Consider the following 21988-nt stretch of genomic DNA (forward strand, 5'->3'; position numbering starts at 1 on the left):
GGCTCAGTCCTCCACGAGCCGGCGCGCGAGCCCCTCGTCCAGGACGACATCGGTGATGAGCTCGGCCGCGATCGCGGCGTGCAGACTGACGAGCTTCGGGATGCCGGAGACCACGCAGACCCGCCGCGGCACACGACGGAGACGGTCCAGGCCCGGCCCGGTCGCCCGCGCGTTGACGCGGATGTCCCGCCACGTGCCGTCGGCCCGGAAGAACACCGTGGCCACGTCACCGATCGCGTGGTCCTCACGGAGGCTCCGGTAGTCCTCGCGTCCGAGGTAGCCGCCGACGTACACGCGGCTGGGCACCTCGGCAGCGGGTGAGCCGAGGCTGAACACCGCGATGTCCATCTTCGCCTGGAGATCGAGGACGCGGCGCGTGCTCCGCTCCCTCCACATCGCCTCGCGGGTCGCCGGATCGTCGAAGAACGCCGGCACGGGGAACTGCTGCACCTGTGCGCCGAAAGCGCTGCCGAACCGCTGCAGGATGTCGCTGGAGTACTCGACGCCGCTGGTCTGCGTGTTGCCCGCCCCGTTGAGCTGCACGAACGTCGTGTTGTGCGTCTCCTTCTGGGTGAGCCCTCGACTGACCGCGCTGATCGTCGATCCCCAGGCGACGCCGATGATCATGTTGGAGTCGACGAACTGGGACAGCAGGCGGCCCGCGGTCAGTGCGACCCGCTCCAGACGCTCGACCTCGCTGACGATCTCCGGCATCGGGACGACGTGCGCGGCGACGCGATACCGGTCGCGGATGCGCTGCTCCAGCATGCCGAGGCGCTCCAGCGGGGAGTTGATGCGGATGTCGACCAGTCCGCTCTCCCTGGCGAAGCTCAGCAGGCGCGAGACGGAGGATCGCGACGTGTGCAGCTCCTGCGCGATGACCTCCATGGTCTTGTCCTGCATGTAGTAGAGCTGCGCGGCGGTGAGCGCCGCGATCAGCTTCGCGTCGCGTGATTGCGCTCCGGGACCGGTCATGACATCCTCCTCGACCTCGATCCTTGCACATATGTGCAGTGGGGTTGCGCACGGTGGGCGCACAGGTCGATGCTGGGGGCAAGCAAGGAAGAGAGTTCGAGAATGAACGATTCGACACACTCATCGGCGGAGCGGGCCGAGGTCCGCGACATCCGCGAATCCGGCACGACGAGCGTCCTCGTCATCGGCGGCGGGATCAACGGCATCTCGACGTTCCGGGACCTGGCCCTGCAGGGTGTGGACGTGCTCCTCGTCGAACGCGGCGATTTCGCCTCCGGCGCATCGGCGGCATCGAGCCACATGATCCACGGGGGCATCCGGTATCTGGAGAACGGCGAGTTCCGTCTCGTCCGCGAATCCGTCCAGGAGCGCAACGGCCTCCTGAAGATCGCTCCACACTACGTCAAGCCGCTCCAGACGACGATCCCGATCTACTCGACGTTCTCCGGCATCCTCTCCGCTCCCCTGCGCTTCCTCACGCACAAGAGCGGCAAGCCCCAGGAACGCGGCGCGTTCCTCATCAAGGTGGGCCTGACGATCTACGACACGTTCTCGCGTGACGGCGGCATGGTGCCGCGCCACCGCTTCCTCGGCCGTAAGCGCGCGCTGTCGGAGCTGCCTTCGCTCGACCCGAACATCAAGTACACCGCGACGTACTACGACGCCTCGATGCACGACCCGGAGCGGCTCGCGCTCGACGTCCTCCAGGACGGCCTCGCCGCACACCCGGGAGCACACGCCTTCAACTACGTCGAGGCCGTGTCCCGCGACGGCGACAGGGTCGTGCTCCGCGATCGCGAGAGCGGCACCGAGTTCTCCGTGAAGGCCGACGTGGTCGTGAACGCCTCCGGTCCATGGACCGACCTGACCAACGACGCCCTCGGCGTCGACAGCCGCTTCATGGGCGGCACGAAGGGCTCGCACATCGTCCTCGATCACCCCGAGCTTCTCGAGGCGACACAGGGACGCGAGATCTTCTTCGAGCACTCCGACGGACGCATCGTCCTCATCTACCCGCTCAAGGGGCGGGTCCTGGTCGGCACCACCGACATCGACGCGGACCCGCGCGAGGTCGCGGTGTGCACCGACGAGGAGGTCGACTACTTCTTCGAGCTGGTCCACCACGTGTTCCCGAGCATCCCCGTCTCGCGGGAGCAGATCGTCTACAAGTTCTCCGGCATCCGTCCGCTGCCCCGTCACGAGGACACCGCGCCCGGCTTCGTGTCGCGCGACTACCGCATCGAGGTCGACGACAAGGGCTCCGTGCCGCTCGTCAGCCTCGTCGGCGGCAAGTGGACGACCTTCCGCGCTCTGGGGGAATCGCTCTCCGACGTCGTGCTCGGCCTCATCGACCGCACCCGCACCGTCTCGACGGCCGGGCGCGCCATCGGCGGCGGACGCGACTTCCCGCGCACCGAGAAGGCGAAGCGCATCTGGATCCAGGAGAACCTCCCGGGGGCAGGCGCCAGGGCCGAGCGGCTCCTCGCCCGGTACGGCACGCGCGCAGCTGAGGTCTGGGAGTACGTCGAGCAGGGATCGGATGCACCTCTCGCCGGCGGCGACCTCTCCACGCGCGAGCTGGAGTGGATGGTCGAGCACGAGATGGTCGCCCGCCTGGAGGACGTCATCCTCCGTCGCACGAGCATCGCCTTCATCGGGAACGCGGATGCCGACGTGCTCGACGAGATCGCCGACGCACTCGCACCTCTCCTCGGGTGGGATCGCGCACGGCACGACGCCGAGCTCGAGCAGACCCGCGTGCTCCTGAACGAACGACATGGACTCCACATCTCGTCCCGCGCCCGCGGCTGACGAGAGATCCGACCGTCGCCCTCCTTGCGGCGAAACTCCCTCACCGTGTCGGGGCAGAGGGGCCCTGACACTCAAGAAAGGTCAATGAAGACATGGCTGATGTGAATCTCGGTCTCTACTTCCTGTCGGAGCTCGTCGGCACAGCGATGCTGATCCTCCTGGGTTGTGGTGTCGTCGCCAACGTCGCTCTCGCGAAGAACAAGGGCTTCGCCGGCGGCTTCCTGATGGTCAACTGGGGATGGGGCCTCGCCGTCTTCGCCGGTGTGCTCGTCTCCGCGTACTCCGGTGCGATCCTCAACCCCGCCGTCGGCATCGGCCTCCTGGTCGCCGGCAAGATCTCCTTCGTGATGTTCCTCGTCGCCACAGGTGCCGAACTCCTCGGAGCGATCATCGGTGCGATCCTCGTGTGGCTGGCATACAAGCAGCACTTCGACGAGGAGCCCGAGCCCGCCAACAAGCTCGGCGTCTTCTCGACCGGTCCCGCGATCCGCTCGTACGGGTGGAACCTCATCACGGAGATCATCGGCACGTTCGTCCTGGTGTTCGTCATCTTCGCGTTCGCGGACTACGGCGACATCGAGGTCGGCACGCCCGGCGGCCTCGGCCCGCTCACGGCGCTTCCGGTGGCCCTGCTCGTCGTCGCTATCGGCGCCTCGCTCGGTGGACCGACCGGCTACGCGATCAACCCGGCACGTGACCTCGGTCCGCGCATCGCCCACGCGATCCTCCCCATCAAGGGCAAGGGCGCCAGCGACTGGTCCTACTCGTGGGTCCCTGTCGTCGGTCCCCTCATCGGTGGCGTGATCGCCGCCCTCGCCGCACCCGCGCTGCTCGGCCTCGCCGGCTGACGCTCGACGCATCCGCACAGCTATTCAAAGGAGAAGCACAGTGGCTGACTACATCATCGCCATCGACCAGGGAACGACCTCGAGCCGTGCCATCATCTTCGACAAGAAGGGCAGCATCGTCGAGTCCGGCCAGAAGGAGCACGAGCAGATCCTGCCGAAGGCCGGCTGGGTCGAGCACGACGCCGCCGAGATCTGGCGCAACGTCCAGGAGGTCATCGGGCTCGCACTGAGCCGCGCGGACCTCACGCGTCACGACATCGCCGCGATCGGCATCACCAACCAGCGCGAGACCGCGGTGGTCTGGGACCGGAAGACCGGCAAGCCGATCTACAACGCGATCGTCTGGCAGGACACGCGCACGCAGGAGATCGTCGACCGCCTCGCGGCGGACGGCGGCGGCGACCGCTTCAAGGACATCGTCGGCCTCCCGCTGGCGACGTACTTCTCCGGCACCAAGATCGCCTGGATCCTGGAGAACGTCGACGGCGCCCGCGAGAAGGCGGAGGCCGGAGACCTGGCCTTCGGCACCACCGACAGCTGGGTGCTGTGGAACCTCACCGGTGGCGTCGACGGCGGCGTGCACGCGACCGACGTCACGAACGCGTCGCGCACGATGTTCATGGACCTCGAGACACTGGAGTGGCGCGACGACATCCTGGAGGCGTTCGGTGTGCCGCGCTCGATGATGCCCGAGATCCGCTCCTCCTCCGAGGTCTACGGCGCGGCGGAGGACTCGTCCCTGCTGCGCGAGACGCCGATCGCCGGCATCCTCGGCGATCAGCAGGCGGCGACGTTCGGACAGGCGGCCTTCAACACCGGTGAGAGCAAGAACACCTACGGAACGGGCTGCTTCCTGATCTTCAACACGGGCGAGGAGATCGTCCACTCGAAGAACGGGCTGCTCACCACCGTCGGGTACAAGCTCGGCGACGGTCCGACGCACTACGCGCTCGAGGGCTCGATCGCGGTCACCGGATCCCTGATCCAGTGGCTGCGCGACCAGCTCGGCATCATCTCCTCGGCGCCCGAGGTCGAGAAGCTGGCCGAGCAGGTCGAGGACAACGGCGGCGTCTACATCGTGCCCGCGTTCTCCGGTCTGTTCGCGCCCTACTGGCGCCCGGACGCTCGCGGCGCGATCGTCGGACTCACCCGGTACGCGAACAAGAACCACATCGCTCGCGCGGCCCTCGAGGCCGTGGCCTTCCAGACGCGCGACGTGCTCGACGCGGTCAACGCCGACGCCGGTGTCGACCTCACCGAGCTCAAGGTCGACGGCGGCATGGTCGCGAACGATGCGCTCATGCAGTTCCAGGCCGACGTGCTCGGTGTTCCGGTCGTCCGACCGGTCGTTGCCGAGACCACGGCGCTGGGCGCGGCCTACGCTGCGGGCCTCGCGGTGGGCTTCTGGAACGGTCTGGACGACCTCTCCGCCAACTGGCAGGAGGACAAGCGCTGGGAGCCGTCGATGGAAGACGGCGAACGCGACCGCCAGCTGCGCCTGTGGCGCAAGGCCGTCACGAAGTCGATGGACTGGGTCGACGAGGACGTGAAGTAGTCCGCATCATCCGGAAGCGGGTTCGGAGGTCTCCTCCGGACCCGCTTCCTGCTGTGCGGACCCGACGGCGTCGAGGACGTCGAGGAAGGCGCGGGCGGCGCTGCGCGGTCCCGTCCTGTCCCAGGCGACGTACTCGTCCCGGACGGGACCGCGCCGCAGGTCCACGGTGACCACATCGGCGTTCGATCGGGCGACCACCCCGGGCGCCAGCAGCGTGACCGCGAGCCCTGCCGCGACCAATCCGAGGATGAGCTCGGCCGAGTCCGCCTCGAACGCCACATCGCGCGCCACATGCGCCCCGTCGAAGGCCGCATCGCTCTGCGCGCGCCCGGAGGTGCCGGCCGGGAAGTCGGCGAACGTCATGTCCGCGAGATCGCTGATCCGGACGGATGCCGATTCCGCCAGAGCATGCCCGGAGGGGACGACGGCCACGAGACCCTCGGAGGCGAGGAGCCTCGAGGCCACGCCGCTCGGCTGAACCTCTTCCCGGAGCCCCAGGAGCCCGACGTCGAGCTCACCGGCACGGATCGCCGCCATGAGCGCATCGCTGTTCCCCACCCGGAGTTCGACCCTCGCCGACGGGTGCGCCGCGCGATACGCGACGAGGAGGGAGGGAACATCCACGGCCGTCACGGTCGGGATGACGCCGAGCCGAAGCGTGCCGACGATCTCGCCGGCGGAGGCGGCGGCATCCTCCTTGGCCTGCTCCGTCGCGAGGAGAGCCGCCCTGGCGTGCGGGACGAACGCCTCACCCGCCTCGGTCAGGCGGACGCTGCGGCTCGAACGCACGAACAGACGCTGACCGAGCTCGCGCTCGAGCGCGGCGATCTGATGGCTGAGCGCCGACTGCGTGACGAAGCACCGTTCCGCCGCTCGGGTGAAACTCGATGTCGAGGCCACCTCGACGACGTAGCGCAGCTGCTGCAGGTCCATTCAGCCATGATCTCGCTTCATGCTTTGCTTGACAACTATGCGTTGGACTCATCCGAGCCGAGCGAGGAGGCTGAGACCATGAACCGACTGACCATCCTCCTGCTGACGGCGCTCGCCCCGATCGCCTGGGGCACGACCTACCTCGTCACCACCGAGCTCCTGCCCGCCGGACACCCGCTGTTCGCCGGTCTCCTCCGCTCCCTCCCCGCCGGGCTGCTCGCCGTGCTGATCAGTCGGCGGCTCCCCCATGGCGCGTGGTGGTGGAAGTCCCTCGCACTCGGAGCGCTCAACATCGGCGCGTTCTTCCCGCTGCTGTTCCTCGCGGCGGAGCGGCTCCCCGGAGGCGTCGCCGCAGCCGTGGCCGGCGCCCAGCCGCTCATCGTCCTCGCGCTCGGCGCCCTCGTCCTGCAGGAGCGCGTCCGTCCGACCACGGCGGCAGCAGCGGTCGCGGGAGCCGGAGGCGTGGCGCTCGTCGTCCTCGGGCCTGCTGCAGAACTCGACTTCTGGGGCATCCTCGCAGCCCTCGGCGGCGTCTCGGCCACCGGAGTCGGCATGATCCTGACGAAGCGGTGGGGCCGCCCGAGCGGTGTCGGTCCCGTCGCCTACGCAGGGTGGCAGCTCACAGCCGGAGGGCTTCTGCTCCTGCCCGTCACGCTGATCGTCGAGGGCGTCCCTGCGGTGATCGACGGGGGCGCGGTCCTCGGGTACCTGTGGCTCGGCACCGCTGGCGGGATCGTCGCGTACACGCTGTGGTTTCGCGGCATCCAGCAGCTGCCCGTGATCGCTCCCGGCCTGCTCGCGCTGCTCTCCCCCATCGTCGCGACGGTCCTGGGAACGCTCGTCGCCGGAGAGGCCTTCACGCCCATCCAGGCTCTCGGGTTCACCATCACCCTCGGCGCGCTGGTACTCGGCCAGGTCTTCGCCCGTCAGGCGAGGATCGTCGCACCGCCCGCCGAGCCGGCGGCGGCGCCGGCACTGGTCGCTCCGCGCTGAGAGGGGCTCAGCCCTTGCCGAAGAGCTTCTGGATCTCGGCGAGGTCGGCCTCGCTGGGAGCGGCCTGAGCTGCTCCCCCACCGAGGCCGAAACCCGACCCGGTCGGCGCCGACGTCGCGGCGATACCCGCATTCTCGGCCGCGCGCTTGGCCGGGTTCCCGGACCGCGAGCCCCCGGACGACTTGCCCTTCTTCCCGCGCTTCGACGAAGCTCCGGGGCGACCCATGCCGGGCACCGCGCCCATGCCGGGGATGTTCGGGGTGCCGCCGCGAGCCACGGTCTTCATCATCTTCGCGGCCTGCTCGAAACGCTGCACGAGCTGGTTGACGTCGGTGACGGTCATGCCGGAGCCTCGCGCGATGCGCAGACGGCGCGAGCCGTTGAGCACCTTCGGGTTGCGCCGCTCGCCCGGGGTCATCGAGCGGATGATCGCCTCGGTGCGGTCGATCTCGCGCTCGTCGAAGTCCTCGAGCTGCTGCTTCATCTGGCCCATGCCCGGGAGCATCCCGAGCATCTTCTTCATCGAGCCCATCTTCTTCATCTGCTGAAGCTGGTCGAGGAAGTCCTCGAGCGTGAAGGCCTCGTTCGCGATCTTCTCGGCCATCTTCGTGGCCTCTTCCTCATCGAAGGCCTGCTGGGCCTGCTCGATGAGGGTGAGGATGTCGCCGAGGTCGAGGATACGGCTCGCCATGCGGTCGGGGTGGAACGGCTCGAGGTCTTCGAGACGCTCGCCCGTCGAGGCGAAGATGATCGGGCGGCCGGTGACCGAGGCCACGGACAGCGCAGCACCACCACGGGCGTCGCCGTCGAGCTTGGACAGCACGACGCCGGTGAAGTCGACGCCCTCCTGGAAGGCCTTCGCGGTGTTGACCGCGTCCTGTCCGATCATCGCGTCGATGACGAAGAGGACCTCGTCGGGGTTGACCGCCTTGCGGATGTCGGCGGCCTGCTTCATGAGCTCGGCGTCGACGCCGAGGCGGCCGGCGGTGTCGATGATCACAACATCGTGCTGCTGACGACGCGCGTGCTCCACGCCGTCCCGAGACACCCGCACCGGGTCTCCGACGCCGTTGCCCGGCTCCGGGGCGTACACCGCGGCTCCGGCCTGCTGCGCGACGACCTGGAGCTGATTGACGGCGTTGGGGCGCTGCAGGTCGGCGGCGACGAGCAGCGGGGTGTGCCCTTCGCCTTCGAGCTGCTTGGCGAGCTTGCCCGCGAACGTCGTCTTGCCCGAACCCTGGAGGCCGGCGAGCATGATGACTGTCGGCGCGGTCTTCGCGAACTGCAGACGCCGCTGCTCGCCGCCGAGGATCTGCACGAGCTCCTCGTTGACGATCTGCACGACCTGCTGCGCCGGGTTGAGCGCCTTGTTCACCTCGTCGCCGAGGGCGCGTTCGCGCACCTTGGCGGTGAAGTCCTTCACCACGACGAGCGCGACGTCGGCGTCGAGCAGCGCGCGACGGATCTCGCGCACCGTGCCGTCGACGTCGGCCGCGGTGAGCTTCCCCTTCGTGCGAAGGTTGCGGAAGGTCTCGGTGAGCCGATCGGAGAGCGTGCCAAAGGTAGCCATGGTGCTGTCGATTCTACGCGAGCGGAGCGGCCGCGCTCAGCGCGGGGCGGAGCCCGCCGTGCCCGAGGGGATCAGACCGCCCACGGAAGATCGTGGATCGTCCCGAGCGCGTCCAGCAGGACGGCCTCCGGCGTTCCCAGACCCGCTCCGTGCTCGGCCCACACGCGCAGCGATGACAGCACCGCGGCCGCGTGCGCCGCGCCGAGGATGTCCGCGCGGACGACGTCGACGCCCGACGCGCTCGCGGCACCGGACACGGCGGCGGCGAGCCGGGCGAGACGAAGACCCGTGTCGCGCACGAGCTCGTCCTGCAGCCCCATCGCGGCGGCGTTGCGGAGCGCCAGCGCCAGCGGGTCGGGTTCGAAATCGCGCACGACCAGCAGCAGGATGCCGCGCACGGCGTCTCCGGCCGCCGTTCTGCCCAGCGCCTCGAGGGAGGAGATCGCCTGGCCGATCCGCTCGTCCACACCGGACCACAGCACGTCGCTCTTGGATGTGAAGTAGTTGAAGAAGCTCGAGCGGCTCACCCCGGCGCGCTGGGTGATGTCCGCCACCGATGTCGCGTCGTAGCCGCGCTCCAGGAAGAGCTCGCACGCCGCTTCGGCGAGCGTCTCCCGCGACGACGCCTTGGGGCGACCCGCGCGACCGGTGGAGTTCATACCTTCACGCTACCGCCCGGTGCGGCGCGCTGAGCCCGGCCCAGGCGATCAGGAGTATTGTTAGACGCGATCCAACTACCCCACGAAGGTGGCAATGATGCTCGACATCCTCACCCCCGGGTTCGCACCGAACCCTGTTCCGTACACCGATGGGTGGGAGCTGCAGCGTCGCGTCCACGCCGACGTCGTCGACGGCACCCGTCACGACACGCTCATCCTGCTCGAACACGAGGCCGTGTACACGGCCGGCAAGCGCACCGAGCCCCACGAGCGACCGCAGGACGGCACGCCGGTGGTCGACGTCGATCGGGGAGGCAAGATCACCTGGCACGGGCCGGGTCAGCTCGTCGGCTACCCCATCGTCCGGCTGCCCGAGCCGATGGACGTCGTCGCGCACGTGCGCCGCCTGGAGCGGCTGCTGATCGACGTCCTGCGTCCGTTCGGCGTCGACGGCTACCAGGTGGACGGTCGGAGCGGCGTCTGGGTGCGCCGCCCGCTCTCCGAGGACAAGGTCGCGGCCATCGGCGTGCGCGTGCAGCAGGGCGTGACGATGCACGGCTTCGCGATCAACTGCGACAACTCGCTGGCCGGATTCCGCGGGATCATCCCCTGCGGGATCACGGATGCCGGTGTCACCACGGTGAGCGAGGTCGTCGGGCGGGCCGTGGCGCCCGCCGACATCGTCGAGTCCGTCATCACCGCCTTCACCGCCGACTACGCCGGAACCGACCTCGCAGGAGCACGCGCATGACCGCCGCACCCGAAGGGCGCAAGCTCCTCCGCCTCGAGATCCGCAACGCCGAGACCCCCATCGAGCGCAAGCCCGAGTGGATCAAGACCAAGGCGAAGATGGGCCCCGAGTACACCGCGCTGCACTCGCTCGTGAAGAGCGAGGACCTCCACACGGTGTGCCAGGAAGCCGGATGCCCGAACATCTTCGAGTGCTGGGAGGACCGCGAGGCGACGTTCCTCATCGGTGGATCCCAGTGCACGCGACGCTGCGACTTCTGCCAGATCGACACCGGCAAGCCGGACGCCTACGACACGGACGAACCGCGACGCGTCGCCGAGAGCGTCCAGCGGATGAACCTCCGCTACGCGACCGTGACGAGCGTCGCGCGCGACGATCTGCCCGACACGGGCGCCTGGCTCAACGCCGAGACCGTCCGGAAGATCCATGAGCTCAACCCGAACACCGGCGTCGAGCTGCTCGCGAACGAGCACAACGCCGATCCCGCGTTCCTCGGTCAGATCTTCGACGCGCGCCCCGAGGTCTTCGCACACAACGTCGAGACGGTGCCCCGCATCTTCAAGCGCATCCGTCCGGCGTTCAAGTACGAGCGGTCCCTCGACGTGCTCACGCAGGGCCGCAACGCCGGACTCATCACCAAGTCGAACCTGATCCTCGGAATGGGCGAAGAGCCGGAAGAGGTCGTCCAGGCTCTGCAGGATCTGCACGACGCCGGCTGCGACATCATCACGATCACGCAGTACCTGCGTCCCACACCGCGCCACCTTCCGGTCGCCCGCTGGGTCAAGCCGGCCGAGTTCGTCGAGTTCAAGGAGGAGGCGGAGCGCATCGGCTTCCTCGGCGTGCTCGCCGGTCCTCTCGTGCGCTCGTCCTACCGCGCAGGTCGGCTGTGGGCGCAGTCGATGGCATCGAAGGGGCGCGAGATCCCCGCGCACCTCGCACACATCGCCGAGAGCGCGGATCTGGGCTTCGCTCAGGCCGTGTAGTCAAGCGTCGCGCGACAGGGAGTGCGCTCAGTCGGCGCTCATGACCGACTGCACGCTGCCGTCGGATCCCAGGTTCACGAGCAGGACGTCGTCGGTCGAACTGTCGTCGAGGGCGTACTCGAGCACGGCGAACGGCTCAGAACCGCCGTGCTCATCCGCCAGGATCGTCATGCTCATCAGTCGCAGCGAGCGGATGATGTCGACTGCGGCGTCGCCCGAGACGTCCACGAGCACGTCGGGCAGATCGTCGCCGTAGGTCTCCTGCTGCTGGAGGATGTACTCGGTCACCTCGCTCGTGCGATCGTCCACCTCGGAAAGCATTCCGCGACGAGCCGTGTCGTCCACATTCTCGAGACCGGCGATGAGCGCAGCGGCGATGTCGAGCGCGTCCGCGGACACGTCGTCCTGGTCAGGAGCCGTGAGATCGACGGTGACGCTCTGGTCGCCGAGTTCGACGGTCTCCGACCAGAAGATCGAGCCGTCGGGTCCTGACGAGAGGAGTCCGAAGTAGTCGTGTTCGATCGCCATAACGCTATGAAACCAGCCTCGTGCTCACTGCGGTAGCCCCGTCCTCAACCGACCAGCGACTGGACGAACACATGGGGGGTGAATCCGGTCAGATCGTCGATGCCCTCGCCCTGCCCGAGCAGCTTCACGGGGATGCCGGTGCGCTCCTGCACGGCAAGCACGAATCCGCCCTTCGCCGAGCCGTCGAGCTTCGTCAGGACGAGACCGGTGACGCCGGCATGCTCCAGGAACGACTCCGCCTGCATGACGCCGTTCTGCCCCGTCGTGGCGTCGAGGACGAGCAGCACCTCGCTGATCGGCGCCTGCTTCTCGATGACACGGCGGATCTTGCCGAGCTCATCCATGAGCCCGCCCTTGGTGTGCAGACGTCCGGCGGTGTCGATGATCGCGATCTCGATGCCTTCGCGCTTGGCGTAGTCGATGGTCTGGAAGGCGACGGATGCCGGATCCTGCCCCTCCTGCTGCGGGCGCACGATCGCCGCTCCCCCGCGCTGCGCCCAGGTCGCGAGCTGATCGACCGCTGCGGCACGGAAGGTGTCGGCCGCCCCGACCACGACGCTGCGCTGGTACCCGCGGAGGAACTTCGTGAACTTGCCGATCGTGGTCGTCTTCCCCACGCCGTTGACCCCGACCACCAGAACGACGGCAGGGCGCTCGGTGAGCTTCAGCGTGGTGTCGAACTTCGCGAAGTGCTCTTCCAGCGTCTCGCGCAGCATCCGCTGCAGATCCTGCGGATCGGTCGTGCGGAAGCGGTCCACCTTCTCGCGGAGCTCCTCGACGACGCGCTCGCTGATGTCGGGTCCGAAGTCCGCGGTGATGAGCGCGGTCTCGAGGTCCTCCCAGGTCGTCTCGTCGATGGTGGGCTTGACGAACATGCCGCGCAGTGCGCGACCGAGAGACCAGGACTTCTCCGCCATGAGTCCAGCCTACGGGTAGCATCCGGGGATGGAACGCGCGCCGGACCTCCATCGTCTGTACGTCCACGGCAGCGGCCGCCGAGGTGCCGACGCCTGGCCGCACGTGCGTGACTCCGCCGCGAGATTCTTCGCGTTCTCGCCCGACACGACGATCGACGATCAGGTGGCCGCACTGCTCGACGACATCGGCGGTCGCAGAACTCTCGTGTTCGCGCATTCGATCGGCGCCGTGCCGGCGGTGCTCGCAGCGCAGCACGTCGATCTCGCCGGGCTCGTGCTGATCGAACCCGCCCTCTACGACATCGCACGGGGTGACGCGGCGATCGAACGCCACATCGCGATCGTCACGGAGGCGCGCGCTCTGGCGTCCAGCGGCGATCTCCGCGGCTTCTGGGCGATCCTGCGCCCACTGATGTTCGGCGGGCCCTTCGACTCCGCGCGCTGGCGGGAGGAGTCGCCGCTCGCCGAGCGGTGGGCGACCATCAACCTGCCCTGGGGGCACGGCGTGCGGGAGCGGATGCTCGACGGCACACCGAGCCTGGTGGTGACGGGGGGCTGGAACGACGAGTACGAAGCGATCGCGCAGGTCCTCGCCGATCGCGGAGCCAGTCATCTCGTGCTGCCCGGCCACGATCATCGCCCGCACGACTCCGGCGGCTTCGTGCACGTCGTGGACGATTTCGTGGCCGCACTCGCATCCTGAGCACGACTTCGGAGTTCACGTCCGCCGCTCCGGCGGCGCCCGGGGCTTCCGCGGCGTGTCGCTGCGCGTCCTCCGAAGCGGTGCTCGCGGCGGAGCGGATCAGCTCGCGGCCGCGCGGTCGCCGACGCGCTGTCCGACCACCGCGGACACGCCGTCCTGGCGCATCGACACGCCGTACAGGGCGTCCGCGATCTCCATCGTGCGCTTCTGGTGGGTGATGACCAGCAGCTGCGAGCTCTCGCGCAGCTGTTCGAAGACCGTCAGGAGCCGTCCGAGATTGGCGTCGTCGAGGGCGGCCTCGACCTCGTCGAGGATGTAGAACGGACTCGGGCGCGCCTTGAAGATCGCGACGAGCAGAGCGACGGCCGCGAGAGAGCGCTCGCCGCCGGAGAGCAGAGACAGCCTCTCGATCTTCTTGCCGACCGGACGCACCGAGACCTCGATGCCCGTGGTCAGCATGTTGTCCGGATCGGTGAGGCTGATGCTTCCCGATCCACCGGGGAACAGCAGCGGGAACACCTGGCCGAAGGCTTCCTTCGTGTCTTCGAAGGCGCTCGCGAAGATCGTCTGCATGCGCTCGTCGAGGTCGCCGATGATCGTCAGCAGGTCCTGGCGCGTCTGCGTGAGATCGGCCAGCTGCTCGGTGAGGAAGGCATGCCGCTGCTCCAGCGCGGCGAACTCCTCGAGAGCGAGCGGGTTGACGCGCCCGAGCTGCGCGAGCTTGCGTTCGGCCTCACCGAGACGGCGCTGCTGGATACGTCGATCGAAGGGGATGGCCGTGTCGTCGATGAGCTCACCGTCGGCGGGCGTGACGCCGGGATCGCGAGGAACCAGCTGATCCGGTCCATATTCCGCAATGAGAATATCTTCGTCGAGGGCGAGTTCCGACGACACGCGCTCGAGCAGGCTGTTGAGGTGCAGCTTCTTCTCGTGGATCTGGAGCTCGAGCCCGTGCACGCTCTCCGTGAGTCCGGCCAGCCGCTCCCGCAAGGACGTCTCCTGCGCGCGCAGCGCCACGAGCTCCTCGTTCTGCGCCGAGCGCGCGGACTCCGCCTCGCCGAGCGCGATACGCGCTTCGGTGACAGATCGATCGAGCGAGTCGAGGATGCGGGGCAGCTCCTCGGCGACACCGGATGCCGCCTCGCGCTGCGTGCGACGGATGACCGCTCTGCGTGCCGCCTCTGCGGCGGCGTCGCGCTCCTGTTCGCGCTGGCGCTCGAGGCTCGTCACCCGTGCCTGCGCGGCGCGCACCCGCTCGCGGAGCGTCTCGATCTCCAGTCGGGCACGGACCTCGTCCTCCCGAGCAGCCTCGAGTGCTTCGAGCAGGCCGTCGCGTGCCGTCGCGTCGAGGACCGGACGCGGCGCGGCGATCGCCGCGTCCACTTCGTCCTTGGCGGCCTGCGCCTTCGCCTCGGCATCGGCGACGGCCGCCTGCGCCTGGGCGAGCCCGGACTCGAGCCGCTCGCACTCCGCCACGGCCGACTCATGCCGCACCGTGATCCGGTTCACCTGCTCCGCGTGGCTTGCCAGGGCGGCGTCGTGCTCGCGAAGGGCCCGCAGCGCATCCTTCGCCTGACGACGGGTCGTCTCGACGGCTTCGTTCGCGTCTTCCCGCGCTTCCCGCAGAGAATCGACGACGATCTGGATCTCGGAGAGCCGCTCCTTCGCCGCATCGCGCTCGGCCGCGAGCTCCAGGCGAGACCTCTCGCCTCCCGATCCGGTCCGCAGGGTCTGAGCGGTGACCACGTCGCCACCGAGCGTGACGATGGTGGTCGTGACGTCGCCGGCGGTGTCCAGGGCTGCGCGCGCTGCTCGCGCCGCATCGAGATCGGCGGCGATGAGCACGTGCGACAGGATGCCCAGCACCCCGTCGGGAGCGGTGACGGTCTCGGTCGCCGGCGTGATCCCGTCGATCGCGGGCAGATCGACGATCGGACGCAGGGCGTCGGCCACGACGAAGTCCACGACGCCGCGACGCTGCTCGGCGGCCTCCGCGGCCGCCGCGAAGGCCTCGGCTGACGAGTCGATCAACACGCCTTCTGCGAGCGAACCGAGGACGGCCGCGATGGCCGCTTCGAAGCCGGAGCGCACCTGCACCGCGTCGCCGACGAGTCCGCGCACACCGGCTCCGCCGGCTTTGACGATCTCCGCCGCGCCACCGGACAGCGCGAGCGCGCTGCTCAGCGCCGCCGCCTTCGCCGTCAGCGAGTCGACCTCGCGCTCGGCGGCGTGCAGCCGCTCCCGCAGCGCCTCACGCTCGGCTTCGGCCGTCGAGGAGGCCCGCTGCGCGCTGTCGTACGCGGCAGCATGCTCGACGGCGGTCCCCTCGGGAGCCTCGGCATCATCGATCGCGTCGAGCGCCTCCGTCGCCTCGCGTCGTCGGACGTTCGCGGCCTCCAGCGCGTTCTCCTGCCGCAGCACCGCGCCTCGCACGGCCGCCAGCGCCGACGCCGCCGCATCCGCGGTACCGCGCAGCGTCGAGAGCCGCATGTCGTACTCCGAGACGAGAGCGCTCTGCTCCGCGATGTCGACGTCGAGTGTGTCCAGCTCGGCGCGGGCGTGCACAACCTCCCGGCTCGCCGCTGCAGCCGCGTCCTGCGCATCGCCGAGTCCGGCGGAGATCAGATCGATCTCCTCGCGCGCCTCGTCGATCGTGCTCTGCGTCACCGTCACCGCAGTGACGGCCGCATCGTCTTCCTCGGAGCCCAGCAACGCGAGGCGCTGGTTCGCGAGCGTGTAGAGACCGCGCATCCGCTCCTGGACCTGCTCGAGCCCGAATGCCACACTCCGCGCCTGATCGACCGCGACGGAGTTCTGGTCCTGCTCGAGGCGGGCGATGCTCGCGCGCACGGTCTCGGCCTGGTCGGACAGCACCAGACGCTCCGTGTGGCGCTCGTGCTCAGTGCGCGTGTGGTCGGCCAGCGCCGTGCGCAGCGCGACGACGTCATCCGCGAAGATGCGTGCCTTCGCGTCGCGGACCACCGCCGCGATGGTCTGCGCCTCGCGAGCGATCTCCGCCTGCCGGCCCAGGGGCTTGAGCTGACGCCGGATCTCGCCCGCCAGATCGCTGAGGCGCGTGAGGTTCGCCTCCATGGCGTCGAGCTTGCGGAGGGTCTTCTCCTTGCGGCGACGGTGCTTCAGGATGCCGGCGGCCTCTTCGATGAAGCCACGACGATCCTCGGGCGACGCCTGCAGGACGGTGTCGAGGCGCCCCTGTCCGACGATGACGTGCATCTCGCGTCCGAGACCCGAGTCGCTCAGCAGCTCCTGCACATCGAGCAGCCGGCAGCTCTCCCCGTTGATCGCGTACTCGCTCGAGCCGTTGCGGAAGAGGGTCCGGCTGATCGTCACCTCGGCGTACTCGATGGGGAGCGCGCCGTCGGCGTTGTCGATCGTGAGCTGGACCTCCGCGCGCCCGAGGGGTCCTCGAGTCGAAGTACCGGCGAAGATGACGTCTTCCATCTTGCCGCCGCGGAGCGTCTTGGCGCCCTGCTCCCCCATGACCCAGGCGAGCGCGTCGACGACGTTCGACTTGCCCGATCCGTTCGGGCCGACGATGCAGGTGACGCCCGGCTCGAACACGAAACTGGTCGGCTGGGCGAACGACTTGAACCCCTTGAGCGTCAGGCTCTTCAGATGCATGCGGGCACCGCTCGTCCGGGGAGAATCACGCCGCTACGCTACCGGAATCGCGCCGATCGGCCGTCATCCCGCGCGGGCGGGCGATGAACCCGCGCCGGCGGCGACACGCCGGGAGACGGCGGATGTGCTTGACGACCTCGGCGATCCTTCGCTACCGTGTCCTCCGGATCGCCACACGAAAGGAGGTTACCGATGATGTTCATTCAGCTCAACGCACAGGCCACAGGCCTCGCCGCGCCCGCGCACTCTGCGCCGCGCCCTGCGTACTCGGTGACCGCCGGCGTCCGCTTCAGCGCGTTCGCATAGAACCACAGCTCGAGAACTCCGGCCCGTACCGGGCTCCCTTCTCGCCGGTTCACCCGCGCCCCACCCTCTGATCTGCTCGCAGATCACGGATCTCCCGCCACTCTCGGCGTCCGCTTCTCGCGACCCCGAGGCGTCGCATCCTTCCTCGCCGTCCCCGACCGCCATCGCGGCCTCTCGACGACGAATCCGCACACCCATCCACCATTCATCTCGAAGGAATCATCGTGAATACGACGCTGCACCGCGGCATCACCCACCCGCCCGATACCGAGGACCGGCAGGTCCTCCAGATCCCCCGCCCCGACGAACTGCGCCGCCTCGCGCTCGCGGATCGTCTCTCCCTCCGGATCGGCCTCTGGCTGCTCCAGAGGGCGCAGCGTCCCCGGCGCGAACGCCGGAAGCTGCACCTCCCGCCCGCTGATTCACTGATCCTCGGGGAGCGCGAGCGCTCCGCCGCGGAGACCTACGCGCTGCTGGCCTACGACCTGCAGCGCAGCATGCGCTGATCGGAGTTCGCCACATGGACATCCCTCTCACCGCAGGCGCGACCCTGCGTCCGCTTGTGCTCCCGGCACGAGCGGACGCAGCGGACGCGGGCGAGTTCCGCGAGCTCGCCCGCGTCCGCAACCTCGTCTACCGCGAGATCACCGGCCGATCCGAGGACGACCTCACGCCCGAGGCGCTGCTGCCGATCCTCCGGTCCCGGAAGGAGCGCTCCACTTTCGTGTGGGCCGTGCGCATCGGCGAGGAGATCGTCGGACGCGCCGTCGTGAACATCCCCCACGAGGAAGGCTCGCGTGTCGCGATCGTCTCGATCGAGCTGCGACCGCACGTCTGGGGTCGCGGGATCGGCAGCGCGGTGCTTCCCCACCTGGAGACCGTCGCCCGCGAGCATGGGCGCTCCGTGCTTCAGGAGTGGCTCGAGCAGCAGCCGAGCGACGGCCCGCGCATCTCCGCGCCGACCGGCTTCGGCAGCGTTCCGGAGGATCATGTCTCCCGGTTCCTCCTCCGCCACGGCTACCGCCTCGAGCAGGTCTATCGAGTGAGCCATCTGACGCTCTCCCCGGAGACGATCCAGAGGGCGCGCGACCTCCTCGATCAGGCGCGCTCAGCCTCCACCGACTATCGCGTCGTGCAGTGGACTCTTCCGACGCCCGCCGATCGGGCCGCCGGGTACGCGTGGATGAAGTCGCGCATGTCCACCGACGCACCCTCGGCCGGGATCGAGACGGATGAGGAGACGTGGGACGTCGATCGTCTGCAGGAGGGCGAGCGACGGATCGCCGAGATGGGCCGAACGGTGCTGGTCACCGCCGCGGAGCACATCGCATCCGGCGAGCTCAGCGCGTTCACCGAGCTCGCCATCGGTCCGGACGCGGACGCGGTCACCCATCAGGAGGACACGCTCGTGCTCCGGGAGCACCGCGGCCACCGTCTCGGTCAACTGGTGAAGTGCGCCGCGCTGCTCGAATGGCTCGAGATCGCCCCTCGCTCGCCGAGCGTGATCACCTACAACGCCGAGGAGAACCGGCCGATGCTCTCCATCAACGAGGCCATGGGCTTCGCCCCCACCGCCTACGAGGGCGCCTGGAAGAAGGAACTGACATGACCACGATCGCAATGACGATCACTCCGCTCACCGCTCCGCGCTCGCTCGATGATGCCGATGCCGCGGACTTCCTGGCCTACGGCGAGCTCAACCGGCTCGTCTGCGACGAGGCCGTCGGGCTGCCCGATCTCGCTCCGGATGCCGCGCAGATGCTGCCGGCGTGGCACGACAGCACCGATGCGCTGCAGACCGGATACGTCGCGCGCTCGGGCGACCGGATCCTCGGGATGGTGACGGTGTCCTTCGCGCAGGAGGTCGAGGCGCATGCCGCGGAGATCGACGTGCTCGTCCCGGCGGAGCACTGGGGACACGGCGTCGAGGATGCCCTGCTCTCGCGGGCGGAGGACGAAGCGCGCGCACAGGGCCGCCGCGTCCTGCAGATCTGGTCCCTGCACCGCCCGGAAGAGGCCGAGCGCATGCTGGTTCCACGCACCGGCTGGGGCCGGGTGCCCGCGATCCCGCTCAGCGATCTGCTCGAGGAGCGCGGCTTCACGCTCGAGCAGGTGGAGCGCAACAGCGAGTTCGACCTGCGCCAGGACCCGGAGCCGCTGCGCCGGGCACTCGCGGACGCGCAGTCCTTCGCCGGCGCCGACTACCGGCTCGTCGAATGGATGCTGCCGACGCCGCCCGAGCTCCGCGACGGCTTCGCCGCCGTCCTCGCGCGCCTGTCGACGGATGCGCCGAGCGGCGAGATGGACTTCGTCGCCGAGGAGTGGGACGCGGATCGGGTGATCCGTCGCGAGGCCCGGTTCACCGGCGCAGGGCAGACGATGTCCGTGGCGGCGGTCCAGCACGTGCCGACCGGGGAGCTCGTCGCGTACAACGAGCTGCTGATCGGCGCCGATCGCGGAGGCGTCACGCACCAGTTCGGGACGCTGGTCTCGCGCGAGCATCGTGGCCACCGGCTCGGGATGATCGTCAAGTGCGCGAACCTGATCCGCTGGCGGGAGCGGATGCCGTCGTCGCCGGTCGTCTCCACGTTCAACGCCGAGGAGAACCGGCCGATGCTGAGCATCAACGAGGCGATCGGCTTCGTGCCGGTGTCCTACGCGGGAGCGTGGCAGAAGAGGATCTGACGCGGTTGCGGGCCCGATCTCATTCTCCGGGATGACGTCGGGCCCGCTCCCTCATCCGCCTGACGGACGACGGCGGCGAGGCCGATGACGAGGCTGGAAGCATGAACATCCCCGTCATCGAATCCCACGCCCTCACCAAGAACTTCGGTTCGACCCGTGCCCTCGCCGGCGTCGACCTCGCGGTCCACCGCGGCGAGTCCGTCGCGATCATGGGAGCCTCGGGGTCGGGCAAGACGACGCTGCTGCATGTGCTGGCCGGCATCGTCTCACCGGATGCCGGCACCGTGACCTTCCGCCCCGCCGAGGGTGCCGCAGTGGAGGTGACCGCGCTGGGAGAGTCCGCCCGCTCCCGGCTCCGTCGCGAGCGCTTCGGCTTCGTCTTCCAGCAGGGACTGCTGATCCCCGAGCTGACCGCCGTCGAGAACGTCGCACTGGCCTCGATGATCAACGGGATCCGTCGACAGGATGCCGTGCAGCATGCGGCCGCATGGCTCGCTGCGCTCGGGCTCGCCGGCATGGAGGATCGCCGGATCGGCGAGCTCTCCGGTGGTCAGGCGCAGCGCGTGGCGATCGCCCGTGCCCAGGCGACCGGCGCGGAGCTCGTCTTCGCCGACGAGCCCACCGGTGCGCTGGACTCCCAGACGTCGGCCGAGGTCATGGACGCGCTGCTCTGGTCGACGACCGGACAGGGTCGCACGCTCGTCGTCGTGACCCACGACCCCGAGGTCGCCGCACGCTGCACCCGCACGATCGCGGTGCGCGACGGACGCATCGTCGCCTCGGCGGTGTCCGCATGAACGCCAACGTGCTCGCCTTGCTCCTCCGCCCCGCTCCCGGTCAGAACAGCGTCCTGGCCCTGCCGGTCGTGGCCTTCGGCATCGTCACCACGCTCGTGCTGACCGTGATCGGCGGCGCGCAGTCGTTCTGGGGGTGGACCGACGAGTACGCGCCCCTGTACCAGGCGCTGGCCGCGATCGCGCTGGTGCTTCTCGTCGTCCCGCTCCTGTCGCTCGGCGGCGCGGCGGCGCGTCTCTCCGCACGTCGTCGCGACGAGCGGCTCTCCACGCTCCGGCTCCTCGGAGTCTCCCCCGCCGGAGTCACCGTCGCGACCGTCACCGAGTCGGTGCTGGTCGCCGGAGCCGGAGCGCTCGCCGGCATCCTCGGCCATCTGGCGATCAGTCCGCTGGTGGGGATGATCCCGTTCCGCGGAGAACCGCTCGGCTTCGGCGCGGTCGTCCTGTCTCCGCTGCACATCCTCGCCGTTCTCGGGGGCGTTCTCGTGCTGGCGGCGGGCAGCGCGATCGTCGGACTCCGCCGTGTCGTGATCTCGCCGCTGGGAGTCCGGACGCGAGCCACCGTCTCGAGCGTGCACTGGATCCGCGCGGTCATCGCCGTCGGCGCCATCGCGATCGCCTTCGTCCTGATCAAGGTCTTCCCCTCGGTCGGAAGCCTCGTCGCGACCATCGCGGTGCTCGCCGGGCTCTTCGGCGCCGTGCTCGCCGTGCTGAATGTCGTCGGCCCGTGGGTCCTCAAGGTCTCGGCGTCCCGACAGCTGCGTCGCGCGGAGAAGCCGGAGCGCCTGCTCGCCGCGCGCATCGTCCTCGACTCCCCCAAGGCGGCGTGGCGCCAGGTCGGCGGGATCGCGATGGCCGCGTTCATGGCCGTGTTCGCGGGCACGGGCGTCGCACTCCTGGACGTCATGGGCGGCGAGGGGGCGACCGCGTCGGACATCGCCCTGGCGGACGACATCCGCACCGGGCTCGTCGTCACGCTCATCGGCTCGTTCCTCATGGTGGCGGCATCCGTCGGTGTCAACCAGGCATCCGACGTGCTGGATCAGCGAGAGCTCCACCGCAGCCTGCACCACCTGGGAATGCCGCTGGAGACGGTCGATCGGGCGCGACGTCGGGCCATCATGTCGCCGCTGCTGGTGACGGCGATCGGATCGGCGCTGTGCGCGGCCGTCGTCGTGTTCCCGCTCGTGGGCATCGCCCTCATCACGGCACCGCTCTCGCTCCTGACGATCGCTGCCATCGTCGCCGTGGGCATCGGCGTCGTCTGGGCGAGCACCTGGGCCACGCGTCCGCTGCTGAACGGGGCGTTCCACGCAGCGTGACGTTGCCGC

The 21988-nt window shown here is 69.3% G+C and carries 19 protein-coding genes; 12 read left to right on the forward strand and 7 right to left on the reverse strand.

What is annotated here, in order from left to right:
• Positions 1-3: 3 nt before the first annotated feature.
• Positions 4-975 (reverse strand): sugar-binding domain-containing protein, encoded by a 972-nt coding sequence (locus tag MRBLWH11_RS15650; protein ID WP_116635073.1) that lies wholly within the window; start codon positions 973-975, stop codon positions 4-6.
• A 102-nt stretch (positions 976-1077) separates the two neighbouring features.
• Here MRBLWH11_RS15650 and MRBLWH11_RS15655 point away from each other — a divergent pair, with 102 nt between their 5' ends.
• From MRBLWH11_RS15655 to glpK, 3 genes are all read left to right on the forward strand, one after another.
• Positions 1078-2787: a glycerol-3-phosphate dehydrogenase/oxidase gene (locus MRBLWH11_RS15655; RefSeq protein ID WP_341945487.1), complete on the forward strand. Its 1710-nt coding sequence runs from the start codon at positions 1078-1080 to the stop codon at positions 2785-2787.
• A 92-nt stretch (positions 2788-2879) separates the two neighbouring features.
• Positions 2880-3635: an MIP/aquaporin family protein gene (locus MRBLWH11_RS15660; protein WP_116635075.1), complete on the forward strand. Its 756-nt coding sequence runs from the start codon at positions 2880-2882 to the stop codon at positions 3633-3635.
• Positions 3636-3675: 40 nt separating this feature from the next.
• The gene (gene glpK / locus MRBLWH11_RS15665; RefSeq protein WP_341945488.1) at positions 3676-5190 is read left to right on the forward strand and encodes a glycerol kinase GlpK; all 1515 of its coding nucleotides are present in this window, start codon (positions 3676-3678) and stop codon (positions 5188-5190) included.
• Between the two features lie 6 nt (positions 5191-5196).
• On the opposite strand, the gene MRBLWH11_RS15670 is transcribed toward glpK, so the two are convergent.
• A complete protein-coding gene (locus MRBLWH11_RS15670) occupies positions 5197-6123 on the reverse strand; it encodes a LysR family transcriptional regulator (RefSeq protein WP_341945489.1) in 927 nt (308 codons plus the stop codon).
• Between the two features lie 78 nt (positions 6124-6201).
• Between MRBLWH11_RS15670 and MRBLWH11_RS15675 the strand changes: the two genes are divergently transcribed.
• Positions 6202-7116, forward strand: a complete 915-nt coding sequence (locus MRBLWH11_RS15675) for an EamA family transporter (protein WP_341945490.1) — start codon at positions 6202-6204, stop codon at positions 7114-7116.
• A gap of 7 nt (positions 7117-7123) precedes the next feature.
• On the opposite strand, the gene ffh is transcribed toward MRBLWH11_RS15675, so the two are convergent.
• On the reverse strand, positions 7124-8686 hold the full coding sequence (ffh, locus tag MRBLWH11_RS15680) for a signal recognition particle protein (protein ID WP_116635079.1): 1563 nt from the start codon (positions 8684-8686) through the stop codon (positions 7124-7126).
• Between the two features lie 71 nt (positions 8687-8757).
• Complete coding sequence (locus tag MRBLWH11_RS15685) at positions 8758-9345, reverse strand: TetR/AcrR family transcriptional regulator (RefSeq protein WP_341945491.1); 588 nt, start codon at positions 9343-9345, stop codon at positions 8758-8760.
• 97 nt (positions 9346-9442) lie between these two features.
• On the opposite strand from MRBLWH11_RS15685, the gene lipB reads away from it, so the two are divergent.
• Entirely contained in the window at positions 9443-10096 is a 654-nt protein-coding gene (lipB, locus tag MRBLWH11_RS15690) for a lipoyl(octanoyl) transferase LipB (RefSeq protein WP_341947845.1), read from the forward strand.
• The gene (lipA, locus tag MRBLWH11_RS15695) at positions 10093-11082 is read left to right on the forward strand and encodes a lipoyl synthase (protein WP_116635081.1); all 990 of its coding nucleotides are present in this window, start codon (positions 10093-10095) and stop codon (positions 11080-11082) included. The genes lipB and lipA overlap by 4 nt, the downstream gene beginning before the upstream one ends.
• 27 nt (positions 11083-11109) lie before the next feature.
• Here lipA and MRBLWH11_RS15700 read toward each other — a convergent pair whose 3' ends face one another.
• A complete protein-coding gene (locus tag MRBLWH11_RS15700; RefSeq protein ID WP_116635082.1) occupies positions 11110-11610 on the reverse strand; it encodes a DUF2004 domain-containing protein in 501 nt (166 codons plus the stop codon).
• Positions 11611-11654: 44 nt separating this feature from the next.
• Positions 11655-12527, reverse strand: coding sequence for a signal recognition particle-docking protein FtsY (gene ftsY / locus MRBLWH11_RS15705; protein WP_116635083.1), 873 nt, complete (start codon positions 12525-12527; stop codon positions 11655-11657).
• Positions 12528-12555: 28 nt separating this feature from the next.
• Here ftsY and MRBLWH11_RS15710 point away from each other — a divergent pair, with 28 nt between their 5' ends.
• Positions 12556-13230 (forward strand): hypothetical protein, encoded by a 675-nt coding sequence (locus MRBLWH11_RS15710; RefSeq protein ID WP_341945492.1) that lies wholly within the window; start codon positions 12556-12558, stop codon positions 13228-13230.
• A gap of 99 nt (positions 13231-13329) precedes the next feature.
• On the opposite strand, the gene smc is transcribed toward MRBLWH11_RS15710, so the two are convergent.
• Positions 13330-16872 (reverse strand): chromosome segregation protein SMC, encoded by a 3543-nt coding sequence (gene smc, locus MRBLWH11_RS15715; protein ID WP_341945493.1) that lies wholly within the window; start codon positions 16870-16872, stop codon positions 13330-13332.
• A gap of 530 nt (positions 16873-17402) precedes the next feature.
• Here smc and MRBLWH11_RS15720 point away from each other — a divergent pair.
• From MRBLWH11_RS15720 to MRBLWH11_RS15740, 5 genes are all read left to right on the forward strand, one after another.
• Positions 17403-17684, forward strand: a complete 282-nt coding sequence (locus tag MRBLWH11_RS15720; protein WP_116635086.1) for a hypothetical protein — start codon at positions 17403-17405, stop codon at positions 17682-17684.
• A gap of 14 nt (positions 17685-17698) precedes the next feature.
• Entirely contained in the window at positions 17699-18787 is a 1089-nt protein-coding gene (locus tag MRBLWH11_RS15725; RefSeq protein ID WP_341945494.1) for a GNAT family N-acetyltransferase, read from the forward strand.
• Complete coding sequence (locus tag MRBLWH11_RS15730) at positions 18784-19863, forward strand: GNAT family N-acetyltransferase (protein ID WP_341945495.1); 1080 nt, start codon at positions 18784-18786, stop codon at positions 19861-19863. Before MRBLWH11_RS15725 ends, MRBLWH11_RS15730 begins: the two co-directional genes overlap by 4 nt.
• A 101-nt stretch (positions 19864-19964) precedes the next feature.
• Positions 19965-20660 (forward strand): ABC transporter ATP-binding protein, encoded by a 696-nt coding sequence (locus tag MRBLWH11_RS15735; protein ID WP_341945496.1) that lies wholly within the window; start codon positions 19965-19967, stop codon positions 20658-20660.
• Positions 20657-21979, forward strand: coding sequence for an FtsX-like permease family protein (locus MRBLWH11_RS15740; RefSeq protein WP_341945497.1), 1323 nt, complete (start codon positions 20657-20659; stop codon positions 21977-21979). Before MRBLWH11_RS15735 ends, MRBLWH11_RS15740 begins: the two co-directional genes overlap by 4 nt.
• Positions 21980-21988: the final 9 nt, after the last annotated feature.

The sequence above is a fragment of the Microbacterium sp. LWH11-1.2 genome (assembly GCF_038397745.1).
Lineage (GTDB): Bacteria > Actinomycetota > Actinomycetes > Actinomycetales > Microbacteriaceae > Microbacterium.

Bases quoted from the DNA above. Each gene is read 5' to 3' on its own strand.
- MRBLWH11_RS15650 (WP_116635073.1), bottom strand. From the start codon at position 975: ATGACCGGTCCCGGAGCGCAATCACGCGACGCGAAGCTGATCGCGGCG.
- MRBLWH11_RS15655 (WP_341945487.1), top strand. From the start codon at position 1,078: ATGAACGATTCGACACACTCATCGGCGGAGCGGGCCGAGGTCCGCGAC.
- MRBLWH11_RS15660 (WP_116635075.1), top strand. From the start codon at position 2,880: ATGGCTGATGTGAATCTCGGTCTCTACTTCCTGTCGGAGCTCGTCGGC.
- MRBLWH11_RS15670 (WP_341945489.1), bottom strand. From the start codon at position 6,123: ATGGACCTGCAGCAGCTGCGCTACGTCGTCGAGGTGGCCTCGACATCG.
- MRBLWH11_RS15675 (WP_341945490.1), top strand. From the start codon at position 6,202: ATGAACCGACTGACCATCCTCCTGCTGACGGCGCTCGCCCCGATCGCC.
- ffh (WP_116635079.1), bottom strand. From the start codon at position 8,686: ATGGCTACCTTTGGCACGCTCTCCGATCGGCTCACCGAGACCTTCCGC.
- MRBLWH11_RS15685 (WP_341945491.1), bottom strand. From the start codon at position 9,345: ATGAACTCCACCGGTCGCGCGGGTCGCCCCAAGGCGTCGTCGCGGGAG.
- lipB (WP_341947845.1), top strand. From the start codon at position 9,443: ATGCTCGACATCCTCACCCCCGGGTTCGCACCGAACCCTGTTCCGTAC.
- lipA (WP_116635081.1), top strand. From the start codon at position 10,093: ATGACCGCCGCACCCGAAGGGCGCAAGCTCCTCCGCCTCGAGATCCGC.
- MRBLWH11_RS15700 (WP_116635082.1), bottom strand. From the start codon at position 11,610: ATGGCGATCGAACACGACTACTTCGGACTCCTCTCGTCAGGACCCGAC.
- ftsY (WP_116635083.1), bottom strand. From the start codon at position 12,527: ATGGCGGAGAAGTCCTGGTCTCTCGGTCGCGCACTGCGCGGCATGTTC.
- MRBLWH11_RS15710 (WP_341945492.1), top strand. From the start codon at position 12,556: ATGGAACGCGCGCCGGACCTCCATCGTCTGTACGTCCACGGCAGCGGC.
- smc (WP_341945493.1), bottom strand. From the start codon at position 16,872: ATGCATCTGAAGAGCCTGACGCTCAAGGGGTTCAAGTCGTTCGCCCAG.
- MRBLWH11_RS15725 (WP_341945494.1), top strand. From the start codon at position 17,699: ATGGACATCCCTCTCACCGCAGGCGCGACCCTGCGTCCGCTTGTGCTC.
- MRBLWH11_RS15730 (WP_341945495.1), top strand. From the start codon at position 18,784: ATGACCACGATCGCAATGACGATCACTCCGCTCACCGCTCCGCGCTCG.
- MRBLWH11_RS15735 (WP_341945496.1), top strand. From the start codon at position 19,965: ATGAACATCCCCGTCATCGAATCCCACGCCCTCACCAAGAACTTCGGT.
- MRBLWH11_RS15740 (WP_341945497.1), top strand. From the start codon at position 20,657: ATGAACGCCAACGTGCTCGCCTTGCTCCTCCGCCCCGCTCCCGGTCAG.